Raw genomic sequence first — 15,709 nt, forward strand, 5'->3', positions numbered from 1 at the left:
AACGGAATCACATAAGGGAAGGATGGTCAAGCACGGCTCGTCTCAGCTTAGATATACGCTCATGAATTGCGCCCTGCCACTTATCCGGTTTGATATGACTTTCGCAACCTATTATGCCAAGAAGCGATCTGAGGGAAAGCCACATCGCGTTGCCATTTCACATGTCACGAAGAAATTAGTCAGAGTCATTTTTGCATTGGAGAGGCAGAACACTGACTTTGTATCTACCTCACTTCGCTGACATAAATAACTATTTCTACTGCACCATCTGAAATACGGTGTATTCAGATGGTTTATTTGTCATGCAATTTTTACTTAATTAAAATTTATTCAAAAATCACTTGACTATTTATAGTTTGTCACCTCGCTTAATCTATTATATCATTGTTCACAATTATTTATCGCCATTTATAGTGTTTTTGACTATAATTCTATGTCATTTTACTATGGTTTATTCCGTCATAAATCATTGACCAAATAAGAGTCTTCGATTTAAAATATACATGAAACTTAATTATAGGGTTAGAGTTTTTTCAATTCAAAAAATTTTTTATGGAGGTTAAGTTTATGAAGAGAAAAACAAAAAAAATAATTGCTTTATCCATTTTAGCTGCATTACTTACATTGCAGTTTGCTCCAATTAATTCAGTTGCAAAAAGTAATAAAACATCAGTTTATGTACTGACAAAAATTGCCACCAAAAATAGCAAGGCCTGCTCAAAGTTTTCCTATGACAAAAGCGGGATGATAAAAAGTGTAAAATCTTATGACTGGCAAAATAAATTGTGGCGTACCATGAATTATAATTATGATAAATACAGTAAATTAACATCCAGTACTAATTCTTATGCGGGAAGCGGTAAAACTACCTACAAATATGACAAAAAGAACAGATTAATCCAGGATAAGTTAGTTTGGCATTCAGATGATGCCAAAACCACTATTACTTATGTCAATAAATACACCTATAACAAAAGTAATAAAATTTCTAAAATTGCTGTTAGTTATCAATATGGTAAAAACAAAGGAAACAGTACAATGACCCTTTCTTATAATAAATCCGGTTATGTAAAAACCATAACAGATACAGAGGGAAAAGAGAAATTTGTCAACAAACTCTCTTATGATAAATACAATAATTTAATAAAGTTAGACAGTTATAAAATTAAAAATACCTACAATTCAAAAAAATTATTAGTTAAGCAAAATAATGAAGTACTTACCTATAAAAAAATAAGTGTACCAAAAAATTTAGCTAATAAAATTAAAAAACAACAATGGGTTTACAAAAATTGCTATAATAATTTTCCTCAGCAATCTCCTATTGATTTAGCAAATTCAAACTATATACTACCATAAATAATATAAGGGAAATTTTGTAAGGGGACGTGTTAAACGTCCCCTCTTTTATACATTTTCACTGCTCTCAATTATTTTGCCGTAAAAGTTATTGGATCAGTATTCTTTATAGTTTCAAAGGTTTTCAAATCATAAATATTAAACTTTAATTCCACATTATCAATAGAAGTAATTCCATTATCTTCTAAATCACTGGATAAAATAGTAATATCATTTATAGCTTTCTTTCCATCATATATTGAAGTTGAGAAAATCGGATTCATCATAAAACCGTTAATTGACATATCATCTACAGAAATCCCTATATTTTTACCTGAAGTATTCTCTATGTATAACAATATTGCACTTCCCCAGAATGAATTTTCATCCACTGTCTTACCTACTATTTTTATACCGTCCATGTTGAATAATTCTTTTCCTGCATCATTTGGTGTAGTATCCATGTTTTCAAATTCAGAAGTTTGAATCAATGCGTATTCATTTTGAAACAGATAATCCACATTAGAATCAAATGCATGAAAATACATTTCAACTTTTCCTACGGAATCAATGCCTGCTGCCTGTAAGGCTGATGAGTATAAATACATGGTCTCATTTGCACTTTTACCTGCTGCAATTTCAGATGCGAATAAATCAGTAATCATATAATCATTTACAATAAGTGCATCACAACCTATGGTATAATCCTTGTCTGTGTTGTTTTCTATCATGAGTTTTATACCATCTCCCCAGATACTGTCGGTAATATACTCTTCAGCTGTTATTTTTATTCCGTTATTATCAATCAATACCTGTTCATCAATAGTAGCTAAATCTGTTTTATTATTCTCGCTGGCAGTTTCCTCATTTTCTTTTTTACTGCCTGATTCTACGTTGTCTGAGGTTGCTATTTCCTTTTTGTCCTTTGACCCGTTAGAAGCACTCCCAAAAGCAACTCCTGCAAATAATAACAACAATAATACTCCCATTATCCATTTTAACTTTTTCTTCATAATGTTTGTTCCTCCTTAAATTTAAAAATATATAAATAATAGCCCGAGGGCATGAATTAACTCCTTTTTATTAATTTAGCTAATACTAAACAAGGAATTATTAAAATGCAGCATAATATAGGCATTTGATCGCCTTCTAAACTTAACTTTTTGCTTATCCTTCCTGTTATCTGATACAACTATCCTCATCAAGTATGCATATAACCCCTTTTGGCAATACATAAAGCACCTTTCCCTTTGCTTTATCTCCGATTTTGTCATAAATACGACCTGCGCTCATGCTATCACCAAGGACAGTATAAGGACTATTTGCTACATAACCTATCTGACCAATCCCCGGCATTTCAACTTTAATTGCCTCAGAATCCACTTCGTTATCCTCTTCCTTAACAAGCTTAACCACCATGTCCTTTTCAATAAAATCACTACCGTGCCAATGTTGAGTTCCTGCAATAGTAAAATAAATTTCTGACATAAAAAATACCTCCTAATGTGTGTTAATAAGTTATATTTAAGCTAGTTTTGTTTCTTTCTGATAATAGATTACTCCCCCATGTGTCCAATAAGAACCCCTGAAACGAAATAGCCAGTCCATTAAAGCGTACAGCTTGAACGCAGTGTGAGCAATCCCCCGTTTCAAAAGCGTAAGCTTTAAGCGGGGGTATAAGATTACTAATGTCAGAAGGGGTTAAAGCCCATTCTGACAGGTGGCACAAAGTGCCACTGCGTTCATGAGGAAGTAGCGAAGCGGATTCCGAATGTCCGCTTTACAAGCAAAAAAACAGTTACAAATCCCTAAGGAAATGTAACTGTTTTAATTCCACTACTTCATATTTTATTTTTATTTTACTATTACCACTTTGTTATCGTACATATCCATTACCAAAGCATCAACTCCATATATGCTTTTTATCGCCTTCTCGGTAATTATTTTATCATCACCATAATCATAGACTTCTCCATATCCGTTGACATTGTCCTTTCAGGTGTTTCTGAAATGGTAAGTTCCTATAAACCTTCAGGTTCCGGTTCCAGTATATGTTTTGACGGTTCTATGATTCTTGGTTCAGTAGAAGAAGAATATATTGGTACAGATGTTTCAGAACACACGGATGATGAATTCTTACAAAGAATATTTAAAAAAGTAAACAATGGCGAAATGGGCACTTATAACATGAAAGGCAATAATGGTTCAAACTATTATGTAGTGCTTCAACAAGTGGATGGAACAAACTGGACATTAGTTTCATATGTTAAAGAAAGCTTTGTTCTAGCCCAGTTAAGAACTTTTGAAATTATATCTTTTGTTGTATCTTTGATTACCGTCATAATAATTGTTGTAGTTATTCGAACTGTTATTACAAGAATTATTGCCCGTCCTATCAAACAACTTACAGATAGTATTACAAAGATTGCAGGTGGAGATTTTACGGTAGAAATACCGGAAGGCGGTAGAAATGAAATCGGACTTATGAATAATAGCATGCACGATTACGTTTTGAAAATGAAAGATACCATAACTGAGATAAAAAACATGTCTGATACATTATCGAAAGAAGCCGAAAACAGTAAAAATGTTTCCGGAGGCTTAAATTTACAGGCAGATGCCCAGGCATCATCTATGGAAAAAATTCAGCATACAATGGATGATATGTCATCAGCAGTTGGAGAATTGGCAGAAAATGCCACTACTCTTGCACAGCAGGTTTCTGATTTGACAGCTCAAAGTGAAACTACTAAAAATACCATGGAGGATTTAGTTAAGACAGCAAGATATGGTCAAAGAGACATGGAAGCAGTTCAATCATGTATGACAATTGTTTCAGAATCCATGAATGAAATGAATGAGGTTGTAAATGTGGTTGATGATTCAGCTAAGCAAATTGAATCAATTGTAGATATGATTAACTCAATTTCAAGTCAGACAAATCTTTTATCCCTTAATGCTTCAATAGAAGCTGCAAGAGCAGGGGATGCCGGAAAAGGTTTTGCAGTAGTGGCTGATGAAATTGGTGCTCTGGCTCAGAATTCTGCTGATAGTACCCGTCAGTTTCAAGAAATTATAAAACAAATTACAAGCCAAATTACTGACCTGGCTGAAAAAGCTGAAAATAACGTAAGCCAGATTAGTAGCAGTATGGAATCTGTAAATACAGCAGGTGAAACCTTTGAAAAGATTTTCAAGAGTTTGGATGATACCAGTACTACAGTTGAAGATATGATAAGCAAAATTGATGTTGTAGATGAAATTGCAAGTTCAATGGCAGCTATTTCAGAGGAACAGTCAGCAAATACTCAAGAAGTAAGTGATATGGCAACTGATTTGGCATCCGGAGCAAAACAGGTTGCAGATAGTTCACAAAATGTAGACAGCAGTGCTAATGCAGTTTCGGATTCATCTACACGAATTGATGAAATAATTAATATATTTAAAGTTTAACTTATACCTAACAAAACAATCGGTGCAGGTTGATTTTGCACCGATTGTTTTGTTGATACTATATTTGGAAATAATCTGTTAATTGTCCAAGATTTATAGCCAGATTATTCAATTCATCTGACATATTATTTATTTCTCCCACTGTTTCATTCATCTGTGTAATCCCAGCTGACGTCTCCTGGGCTGAAGCAGCATTTTCTTCGGATATAGTAGATAAACTGTTTATTGAATCATTTAAATTCTTACATAAATCCTGAACTTTATCAGAACCCTCTTTTACAGCATTGACATTTTGATTTGTTAATTCTATGGCTTTAACCAATATTTCTAAAGCATGTCGTGATTGTTCACTGTTTTCTACCTGTTTTGACATAGTCTCGCTCATTTCAACAATGAGATTTGCAGCATCTTTAGTTTCTATGCTTAAAGTATCCATAATAGTTCGTATTTCTTCTGCAGAGGAGTTTGATTCCGTTGATAGATTACTAATTTCACTTGCCACAACCGCAAATCCTTTTCCTGCTTCTCCTGCTCTTGCTGCTTCAATTGAAGCATTTAAAGATAAGAGGTTTGTCTGATCAGCTATATTATTTATCTGTTGAGCAGCTTTAACAACAGTTTCAACTGCTCCATAAACTTTTTTCATTTTTTCATTGATGGTAAAAAGTTCATCTTTAGAATTCATTATAGAATCTATCAGCTTATCAAATTCTCTTATAACGATATCTGACTGCCTGTGCATTTCCTCAGTCTGAATATTGGTTGCCTGTATACTCATACCTATATTTTCAATATTTAGAAGCATATTCGACAGGGAAGATGCAGAAGAAGAAACCTCTTCAGCCTGTATACCTGCCCCGTTGGCAATTTCATTTGCAGCACCATCAAGATCACTTATGGTAACTTTAGCCACATTAGATGAATCATTTAGCTTACCGGCACTTTCTGTTAAAACGAAAACTTTTTCTTTAACTCCTGAGATTGTTTCATTTAAGGTTCTTCCAAGAGAATTTATAGCTTCTAAAATGTCTTGTGTTTCAACAATAATTGTCTTTTTATTTACCTTTACATCCGTTTCGCCATTGGATATTTTTTGTATTTCAATGGCAGCTTGTTTTAAAGGATCAGACACTAATTTTGCCAATACAATTGCTAAAATTGTAAATACAAAAGCCAAAATTAAACTTGCTATTAAAACATTAACAACAATATGCTGTTTTGCTGATTTAATCATAGTAGCAGGTTTTCCTGCAAAAGCCATTCCCTTTACAGTGTCATTATCCAAAAGCGGTGTGTAATAAACATAGTAGTCTATCCCATTTACAGAAACATTTTGTGCATAATAGTCCTGTTGTTTCTTTCCCACAATTTCCCATATATCATCAGAGACATTAGTTCCTTCTATTCTTTTTCCTGATGAATCTTTAATGGTAGTCATAAACCTGACTTTTTCTTTGAAAATAGTAAAGTCGATTCCAATATCTGATAATTCATCTATGTATGAAGTATCATATTCAAGAAAACCGTCCTTTAAATCATAAGAATTAATCAGTTCATAGGCATAATACTCTCTCAAGGATTTAACAGCCAGTTTTAATTCCTCTTTTGTATTTTCCTCTAAGTTTTTTACCATGATATTGTAGCTTGATACAGCCAGAATGATAATTGCACTAAATAATGGAATTAGAGCAAACAATATAAACATATTTTTTATCTTCAAGCCCTTTTTCCTGGAATTCATAACAAATCCCCTCCGTCCTTTTATTTTTCTTCTTAAAGAAGTATAAACCCCTAAAATTTCTTTGTCAATATTACATAATTATTGCTCTATATTTTTTATTATATTGTTGTTATTGAACAAATTCACAACTAAAGGACTAAGATAACTATGATGTACTTTTTTTGTATATTATTACTAATTATTTTTTCTTTTACATACTCTAAAAGCCCCGCCGGAAAATTCAACCGGCAGGGCTTTTTATATAATTTCTTTATTATCCTCTAAAATCTATAACCTGTCCTACATAAGTTTCTTCTTTTGTTAAGACTGCATCACTTTTAACTTCAAAATAATAATCTTTGATTTTACTCATCAATTCTTCAATGGAGTCAGCATATAATGTTATTGTATTTTCATCTTCCTTCTCCATCTTTTCAGTCTTAATATCATCATCACGCCGGGCTTGTTCAAGCCTTTCCTTCTCTTTTTCTTTCTTTGCCTCTTTAGCTTTGGCTTTCGCCTGTTCTTTTTTCTCTAAAGCCTTTTCTTCAATCCTTGCCTTTTGATCTGCACCGGATTTTTCAAGGACTGCAAAGAAACGAGAAGCCCCGTTATCATCAACGGTTATTCCCAAACCTTTAACGTTTTCCCACTCTCCTGACTCCTGTAAGGAAGTCTTTAAAGTTTCCAGTCCGTTTTTGGCTTCTTCTATAATTCCTTCATACTTGTTTCTGATGTCCTCATTGGTGGCCATCTCTTCTATCTTATTCTCGCTTATTAATACGACTGTTTTTACACTATCGGCATACCTTGACGGGTTTGCCTTTACATTGGCCATTTCATCGTTACTTACAAGTATAAATTCCATATCGGAATATTTTGCTTTTAATTGCTCGTAATATGATGCTGCTTCTTCTGATAGCCTGGCATTTCCTAAAACCTTTCCATAGGCTTCGGATTTCGTAACTGCCGTTGCCTTTGCGGTCTTTAATTTAGAGGAAATCTCTTCCTTCTGATCAACATCACCTGTTGATTTGGAAGATTTGGCATTATAAGCACTTTGTATATTTGAAAATAATGAATTTGTTGTTAATGACATATCTTTCTTATCACCTCCTAAACAGCCGGGGTTTCTATAAAATATTCATCCCTACAGTTTAAGTAATATTCGGATGTTAGCTTAACACTAATCTAATAAATAAATCACACCTACGCCAGTTTCATTTATGGTATAAATGTTGTTTTACATCCAAAATCCACCAACGTTTTCGTCAATCCACCTACTCTCTCATAATCTTAAGCTTTTTTAAATCTATCCTTACTACTTTGCTTCCCACTTCTTTTTAATAAGGCGGGTTAATTATTATCTTTTCATAGTTTAGGGAATGAATAATTATCTTAGAATAAAATAGATGAGTATAAAATTTTTTAATATTGATATAAATTACTAAAAAGCTAATATTTTCCGATCCACATTTCTTACTTCATACATATTACTTCAACTGATCTAAAAATAATAGCTCAAAGTAATTTATATATCATCCATGATAATATTTTCAAATCCCTTTGCTTTCTTACTATATATATCGGTGCCCCCATAGGTAAAATTAACTAAGTCAATTATGCGAAATGTGAATAAAGCTTTACTTTTAAACCTGGGATAAAATGTAAAATTTAAAGCCAAAAGGCAGAAAATTACACTAGTCCTTTTTTCCTATAAAAATTTCAAGTATAATTTCTTTATAATTTAATGCAATAATTATATACTGAATAAAATGTCCTGTATTTTCCACTTTTGTTGTCATTTCCTTAAAAAAATCTTATGTTTAGATTAATATTTTCTATTAATATTCTTCAGTTGAAATACACAAAAATTCTCAATAAATACATATAAAGGACAAATTTTAAACAAACTTTCCGGTTATTATATACATATCTTAGTTGAGCGACATAAACTAAGATAGCTAAAACTTAACTTTTTTTCATAATACTCCCTATTTTTTTCAGACGCTACACCATCTAGCGTCTGTTTTTTTGTTTTTCTTTTTTGGAAATAAAAAATCCCCCGAAACACTTTCCTTAATAGAAATGCCTCAGGGAATAATATAGACTATCATATTTTCCAAATCTTATATCTCACATACAGCTATTGCTTCTTTAGCTGTTCTTTTCTTATTTATTATATTTATCATTCCTTTTGCGTATTTCTTAAAACTCTCCACCGGTGCAAAAATATATATCTTAAGCATTTCATCTGTAGGAAGATTTTCTCCCTTGCAGTTGGCAAAGGCCTTAAAAAATATATTTCCATTATCCAGGTCAAATTCAAAGTTTCCAATACGCATTCCATAATTTATTCTGCAAATAAACTCGGACATGGATGCCTTTAACTCACAATCATCGGTATCCACCTTCAAATTTGAATATGCATATACGGAAAATGCCCCCTCATGCACCAGTATTAAAAAATCCAGACCTTCTATTTCGCTGTCAAAACCACTTATAATAAACTCAAAGCTACCCATTTTTTCATTGAAGCGATATTCAAATCCATTAAATCTCAATAATTTTTCTATTTTATAAGAAATATCTTTTGAGTACCTGCTCATTTTTTTCACCATCCCGGGAATATAAAAAGTCCTATACTGCTGCTTTATACCATTGTTTCATACATACTTCAAAAGCAGACTTTGCATCCATTAAATAATCAATAATCAAATCCATTCCCATGAAAAATTTCTCAAACATAAATTCCGGAGCTATTATACTGTCTTTAAACATTTTTTTAGTTGGAAGATTGTCTCCTAAACATTTAACATGGTATTTGTAGCGGATATAACCCTTTTGCCAGTTTAATTCAAAGCATCCGTCAATGGCTTTTTTATTGGCTCTGCATATAAATTCCGACATTCTAAGCATCAAATCCGTATCTGAAACCGGCAACCTGAACTTTACATAGGCATATACCGTATACTCATTTTCCCTTACATAAATGTCCATATCCAGTTCTTTATATCTGCCTTCATTTTTCGTTTTCAAATCAAAAGAAAACATATTAAAATCCGGCTTGTAACTGAAGGCTCTTCCATCCTCTATTAAAAAGTTTTCAATTTTTTTTGCTACAGGTAATATTTTCTTTGGATAAGTCTTAATCATACAGCTCACTCCTTATCAAAATCTATCCAATTAACCTAAAAATCCCAAAAATCATCCTCTTTCTTTTTCGCCTTTTTTTCTTTAGCAAAAAACTCGTCCACACTTCGAATAATCTCATCTGAAGTCATGGTTTTTAAAAGATAGCCATCAGGTTTTGATGAAATTCCCGTCATTACGGAATCCTTATCGCTTTTGGCTGTTAAAAACATAACCGGTATATTTTGTGTTGAAGGTTCAGAACGAATCATTTTTAATATCTGAGGACCGTCTGTTACAGGCATCTCAAAATCAAGCAATATCAGATCCGGTGTATTGGTTGCCAGATATTTAATTGCATTAACTCCTGAGCTTACCACTGAAACAGAATATTTTGAAGACAGCCAGTCATGAACAGTTCTCAAAAAAACTCCATCATCGTCTACCACAAGAATCTTTTTCTTTACATAAAAGGAACTCATTTGAGAAGAAACCTTTTGGAGATATGCAATAATATCCTTAGCATTTAAAGGTCTTAACAATTCTTTAGCCAGAACCTGAAGGGTAGGAACTAGACTATAGATTAAGGAAAGTTCATTTTTAAATCCTATAATTACTAATTCCTTTTCTTTTTGTGAAACCACTTCAGCTATATAGCTAAGTGCCTCCTGGCTTGATGCAATATGTTCTCCAAGGTAAACCACGATAATATTAGACACATGAACATTTGCTCTTACTTCATCCAAAATCGGTCTTATGGATACAACATCAAAATTTGCTTCTTTCATGGCATCTTTTATAATACTTGACATAAAAGTAGCGCCTTCACTTACAAGAATAGCTTTCTTTTTTATTTTTCCTGATAAAAAATCTTCCATAACTGACTCCTTTTAATCAAAATCCCTGCTTAACAACTGAAGAATTGTATCATAATCTACATTCAGTACTCCCTGTTTTATCTTTTCAAACCGTTCTTTCTCACCATCCGGCAATCTGTATTCTTCAAGATTGGCAATAATTTTATCAACACTGTCTATGTCAAATACACCAGCAAATTCATAGATTGCTCCATATGCCTCCCTCAAACCGGCTTCGTCTATCATTTCCTTTTTCTCATCATTTTCCTTTGGAAAAATGTCAATTATTTGTTGAATTATTTCAAGAAACCATTCCATTACAAAAGGAAAATGACTGTCTATATAAGCAATATCCCTATTATTTCCTGCTTCCTCCAAACGCCTGCACATATCAGATAAGTCATAGGCTCCAATAAGTCTGGTTGAAGTTTTTAAGGCATGGATTTTAATAGTAAAATCTTCAATATTATTATCGGATAGATATTTATTAAGTTCATCATTTTTTGCCTTTGCCCCCATGACAAAATCTTTAAGAATTTTTATGTAAGCCTCTGCATCTCCACAGTTTTCTATGGCTTTATTAACAGATAACTGATTTATTTCATCATCAAGCATTTTTATAAGCTCTCTTAATGAATCATCTTCTATATAACCCCATTTATCTAACCTTTGTGGCAGGGATTTTTCTTCCCTTTTAACTGTGGCTATTATCTTTTCCTCAGGTAAAAATCTTCTTATTGTTTCCTCTAATTCCTTTGAATTTACGGGTTTTGAAAGATATTCATCAAACCCATCCATTAATAATTTTTCCTTCATTCCGGCTATGGCATTAGCAGTTAAAACTATCACCGGTGTATGGGCATTTAGAGAATCTTCCGGCATTTCTTTAATTTTTTTAAGGGTTTCACTTCCATCCATCTTAGGCATTCTATGATCCATAAAAATAATGTCATATTTCTTTTTTTTCACCGCCTCAAGAGCAGCAAAACCGCTTTCTTCTGTATCTACCTTAACTTCAAGCCTTTTAAGAAGATTTCTTATGACTACAAGATTCATGGAAGTGTCATCCACCACTAAAATGTCAGCATCCGGAGCCCTAAAGTCTTCCAATGTTTCAGATGCAAGGTTTTTATTTCGATCTTTTGCCTTTTCTTTAAAATCACCTATAGGTGTCCAATTCACCACCTCTTGTCTTAGTGTAAAGTGAAAATCCGAACCTTCACCATAAACACTTTCCACTTCAAGAAAGCTTCCCATCATGTTTAAAAGGTTTTTGGTAATAGTCATACCAAGACCTGTTCCTTCAATCGTCCTGTTTCTTTTTTCTTCAATTCTCTCGAAAGGTGAAAAAAGCTTGCTTAAATCCTCTTCTTTTATTCCTATTCCCGTATCTTTTACATGAAAAATAAAATCTACATATTTATCATCCACCTTATTAAAACTCACGCTTAATGTTACGCTTCCCTTATTGGTATATTTAATTGCATTATTTAGAATATTTAAGATAACCTGTCTGATACGCATTTCATCTCCTAAACATTCATCCGGTAATTGTTTATCCACCTCAATATTAAGCTTAAGCTGTTTGTTTTCCAATCTGGAATGAGTCATAATTATAAGATCATATAGAACAGAGGATAGGCTGTAATCTGCCTGAATTATCTCCATTTTCCCCGCTTCTATTTTTGAAAAATCCAATATGTCATTTATTAAATATAAAAGCGTATTCCCGGCATTTCTGATATGCTCTGCATATTCTTTTATATTTTCTTCCCTGGATTCCCTTAAAATCATTTCATCCATACCAAGAACAGAGTTAATAGGGGTTCTTATCTCATGGGACATATTTGATAAAAAAGCTGATTTTGCTTCATTTGCCGCTTTTTCAGCTTCAATTTCCTGCTTTAAAAGCATTTCTTTTTCCCGTTCCTGCATAAGTATAAACTCACTGGTAGACACCTTCATAAAATGAGAAATCTTGTCCATTAAAGGAATGTGATTATTTTTTTCATCATCATTTTCATCCGGAAGTGGTGGATAATTAACCTTATCTTTTTCCTTAACTTCTCCTTCTCTTAAAACCAGAGCAACCACTGAACAGTTAAGCCAGAATAGTTTATTATCAATTTTAGCTATTTCACCACTACAAGAGCACCCTGCCAAAGAAGGGGCTATAGCCAGATAAAAATTTAGTTCTTTTTGCTGTTCTTCTCTTAAATAATAGCTTCTGCTTAGACATATGGTTAAAAACATGGCTTCCGGTTGAAAATCCACAAGGGTTGCCGCATTTTGTCTGGCTTTTTTTAGCATATCCGAAACTATTCCAATGGATAATCTTACCTTATCATTTACCTTAATATCCGAAGTTACCCATAATCCTCCATCTTCATCCATACCTATTATTCCCCTGGCAATGTCATAGTTTCCCCTTCTTACCATAAGAGGAAATTCAATAATCTGCATTGGTAAATACTCATTTACCTCTATTCCCAGGTATTTTTCAAAAAGACTTGTAACCGGTAAATTATCTACCTCTAAAAGTTTGTTTTTGCCACTCATCTTAGTTACAACATGTTCAATTCCAGACGGCTCCCACCCCTGGTCAAAAATAGTCTTTGCATAAAGATCTTTTCCTTTAAAAACCACTGCCACAACGCCAGAGTCCATTACTCCTTCATTAGATACCAGAAAAATTTCTTCCTCATAGCTAAAAAGAGCACCGGAAGCTATACATCCTGCAAATACAATTTCCGGATTGTCAATAACAAAAGCATCAAAAAAATCGCTATTATCATCTATATTAGATGAATTAATATACAGTTTTACACAGGATACATCTTCTATCCTTTTTAAATCCTCCCGTAATTTTCGGGCGCCTTCCTCTTGCTTATATAAATTTCCATCATAAACCAAAACCTCTACATCACTTTTTTCCAGCAATAAAAAGGATATTATAATTATTCCGGAAGTCTGCTTACTTTGGTCATACTGCATTGTAGTGGTACTTCCTGCTATTTTAATATTTGGTATTCGGGTTTTAAGTAATTCAACAATTATTCCTATCTTTTTTTTATTTCTGTCACCTATTATTATGTCTGCAAAAATACTTGTAGCCCTATAGAACTTAGGAATAGTTCTTAATTCTAACAGCATTTTATTATAATCATTAAAATCCTTCATGGTAAAAGTTATCTGTAGCATAGGCATACCCCTTCTAATTACAATACAAATTACCTTTGTTTAAATTCCGGCTTTTTTATAGTATTCCCTGGCTTTATCTGCATAAATGTCCCCGATTCTTGCATAATCCACTTCAAATCCAAGTTTCTCAGCTCTTAGATACCAGTTTAAGGCCTTATCAAAATCCGGCTCAAAAAATTCTCCCTGATAATAAATATCTCCAAGATTATTTGCACTTAAAGCAAAATCCATATCAGCACTTTTTTCAAAATATTCAATGGCTTTTTCTATATTTTCCTGGCATCCGTTACCTAACTGATACATAGTAGCAAGATTATTTATGGCTCCTGCATCACCCTCTAAAGCCTTTTTTTCATAACATTCAAAAGCCTTTTCATAGTCTTGTTCAACTCCCTGGCCATATTCATACATAAAACCTATTCTGGTTAAATCTATTTTATAGCCTAATTCATTTGCCTTCATATACCATTTAAAACTGGCATCATAATTAGCATCACATTCACCGGCTTCATAGTAAACATCCCCAAGCTTTGCCGCTGCCATACCATATCCTAAAGAAGCTGATTTTTCATAATAATCAATGGCAGTTATTAAATCAGGCTCTACACCTTCTCCATATTGGTACATAATCCCCATATTGTAATATGAAATTGCACTTTTTGCCGAAGCACCTTTTTTATAATATTCAAGAGCTTTTTCATAATCCTTTTTTTCTGAATAAATAAATCCTATTCTGTTGGCATCCACTTCTTCTCCCAGGCTCTCAGCTTCCATATACCATTTTAGTGCTATAGAATAATCCTTTTCCACCCCTGCACCGTCATAGTAAATATCAGCCAGACTGGCAGCACTTGCACCAAAGCCTGATTGTGCCGCCGTTGTCAGATATTGGATGGCAAGTTTAGTGTTTTTCTCACAACCTAAGCCATATTGATACATAATTCCTATATTGTTTACAGCCAAAACATCTCCTGCCTTTGCCCCCTTAAAATAATATTCCAGGGCCTTTTCATAATCCACTTGTGTTCCTTCTCCAAACTGGTATATATATGCAATGTGAGTGTAATTTACTTCAGGAAAATCCAATTTTTCTGCCCTTAAATACCATTTTAGAGCCATAGAATAATTTTGTAGCTTTTCATAATAAATATCTCCAAGAGCATTTGCTCCCATACCATCTTCAAGATTAGCCGCTTTTTCATAATACTCCACTGCCTTATCAATATTACTTTCTATACCTCCAAGGCCGAATTCATAAATACCTCCTAAGGTATTAAATGCCTCTCCATTTCCTTCTTCCCCTGATTTTATTAATGCTTCAAGATTTATTTGTGTCATTATATTCCCCTTCTTTTTCATATTATTATTAAAACTTTCATATATATATTTCGTACATAATTTGTTTTTTAAAAGCCGAACTTGTATGACAATAGAATTGTTTAACTTATATAGATTATGAATTGCCTGTTTTTTTAATTTTTAACCGGTAAAAAAGTAAAAAATCGCACCGGGGCTTAACCCGATGCGATAGTTTTTTACTTAACAATATTTCTTATTTTTTAATTTTAACAGTTTTTGCCTGTCCCTTATTTTTCATAAGTTTTGTATAACTTTTCACCTTGTTTTTAGGTACTTTGATTACTGCTTTTTTATAAATTCCCTTAAAGGCTTTTGCTCCCACTTTCTTAAGTGAAGATGTTTTAAGGGTGATGGTTTTTAATTTTGAATCTCCATAAAATGCGTTTTTTCCGATTACTTGGACATTCTTTCCTACTACTAAAGAAGTAGCTTTCTTTTGGTATTTGAAAGCATTATTTCCGATGGCTGTTACTTTGAATTTTACTTTCATGTAAGTAACTGTTTCCGGAACGGAGATTTTCTTAAGGTTCTTATTCTTGTAACCTGTAATGGTAACTGTAGGATTTTTTTGTGAAGCTGTGGTTATTGTATATTTATAACCTTTTAAGCTAAACTTCTTACCCTTCTTTGTAGCTTCTTTTCTCTTACG

The 15,709-nt window shown here is 33.0% G+C and carries 13 protein-coding genes; 3 read left to right on the top strand and 10 right to left on the bottom strand.

Annotation, left to right across the window (positions count from 1 at the left end; translation table 11 throughout):
* The first annotated feature begins 22 nt into the window (after window positions 1–22).
* Both BM153_RS14360 and BM153_RS12935 read left to right on the top strand, forming a co-directional pair.
* Window positions 23–241 (top strand): hypothetical protein, encoded by a 219-nt coding sequence (locus tag BM153_RS14360; protein WP_242949156.1) that lies wholly within the window; start codon window positions 23–25, stop codon window positions 239–241.
* A gap of 326 nt (window positions 242–567) precedes the next feature.
* A complete protein-coding gene (locus BM153_RS12935) occupies window positions 568–1,359 on the top strand; it encodes an RHS repeat domain-containing protein (protein ID WP_092874831.1) in 792 nt (263 codons plus the stop codon).
* A gap of 71 nt (window positions 1,360–1,430) precedes the next feature.
* On the opposite strand, the gene BM153_RS12940 is transcribed toward BM153_RS12935, so the two are convergent.
* Entirely contained in the window at window positions 1,431–2,351 is a 921-nt protein-coding gene (locus BM153_RS12940; protein WP_242949155.1) for a hypothetical protein, read from the bottom strand.
* 166 nt (window positions 2,352–2,517) lie between these two features.
* On the bottom strand, window positions 2,518–2,826 hold the full coding sequence (locus BM153_RS12945; RefSeq protein ID WP_092874834.1) for an HIRAN domain-containing protein: 309 nt from the start codon (window positions 2,824–2,826) through the stop codon (window positions 2,518–2,520).
* Between the two features lie 522 nt (window positions 2,827–3,348).
* Between BM153_RS12945 and BM153_RS12950 the strand changes: the two genes are divergently transcribed.
* Entirely contained in the window at window positions 3,349–4,791 is a 1,443-nt protein-coding gene (locus BM153_RS12950) for a methyl-accepting chemotaxis protein (RefSeq protein ID WP_092874837.1), read from the top strand.
* A 58-nt stretch (window positions 4,792–4,849) separates the two neighbouring features.
* Here BM153_RS12950 and BM153_RS12955 read toward each other — a convergent pair whose 3' ends face one another.
* The 8 genes from BM153_RS12955 to BM153_RS12990 form a co-directional block, all read right to left on the bottom strand.
* A complete protein-coding gene (locus BM153_RS12955) occupies window positions 4,850–6,532 on the bottom strand; it encodes a methyl-accepting chemotaxis protein (RefSeq protein ID WP_092874840.1) in 1,683 nt (560 codons plus the stop codon).
* Window positions 6,533–6,785: 253 nt separating this feature from the next.
* A complete protein-coding gene (locus tag BM153_RS12960; RefSeq protein ID WP_092874843.1) occupies window positions 6,786–7,610 on the bottom strand; it encodes a DUF6033 family protein in 825 nt (274 codons plus the stop codon).
* Window positions 7,611–8,640: 1,030 nt separating this feature from the next.
* Window positions 8,641–9,120: a type III secretion system chaperone family protein gene (locus BM153_RS12965; protein ID WP_092874848.1), complete on the bottom strand. Its 480-nt coding sequence runs from the start codon at window positions 9,118–9,120 to the stop codon at window positions 8,641–8,643.
* Window positions 9,121–9,151: 31 nt separating this feature from the next.
* A complete protein-coding gene (locus tag BM153_RS12970; protein WP_092874851.1) occupies window positions 9,152–9,667 on the bottom strand; it encodes a type III secretion system chaperone family protein in 516 nt (171 codons plus the stop codon).
* 35 nt (window positions 9,668–9,702) lie between these two features.
* A complete protein-coding gene (locus tag BM153_RS12975; RefSeq protein WP_092874854.1) occupies window positions 9,703–10,521 on the bottom strand; it encodes a response regulator in 819 nt (272 codons plus the stop codon).
* A gap of 12 nt (window positions 10,522–10,533) precedes the next feature.
* The gene (locus BM153_RS12980; RefSeq protein WP_177205715.1) at window positions 10,534–13,701 is read right to left on the bottom strand and encodes a response regulator; all 3,168 of its coding nucleotides are present in this window, start codon (window positions 13,699–13,701) and stop codon (window positions 10,534–10,536) included.
* 39 nt (window positions 13,702–13,740) lie between these two features.
* Window positions 13,741–15,039 (bottom strand): tetratricopeptide repeat protein, encoded by a 1,299-nt coding sequence (locus BM153_RS12985; RefSeq protein ID WP_177205717.1) that lies wholly within the window; start codon window positions 15,037–15,039, stop codon window positions 13,741–13,743.
* 214 nt (window positions 15,040–15,253) lie between these two features.
* On the bottom strand, window positions 15,254–15,709 hold a 456-nt coding region (locus BM153_RS12990), incomplete at its 5' end, for a leucine-rich repeat protein (RefSeq protein ID WP_177205719.1).

The organism is Acetitomaculum ruminis DSM 5522 (assembly GCF_900112085.1).
Classification (GTDB): Bacteria; Bacillota; Clostridia; order Lachnospirales; family Lachnospiraceae; genus Acetitomaculum; species Acetitomaculum ruminis.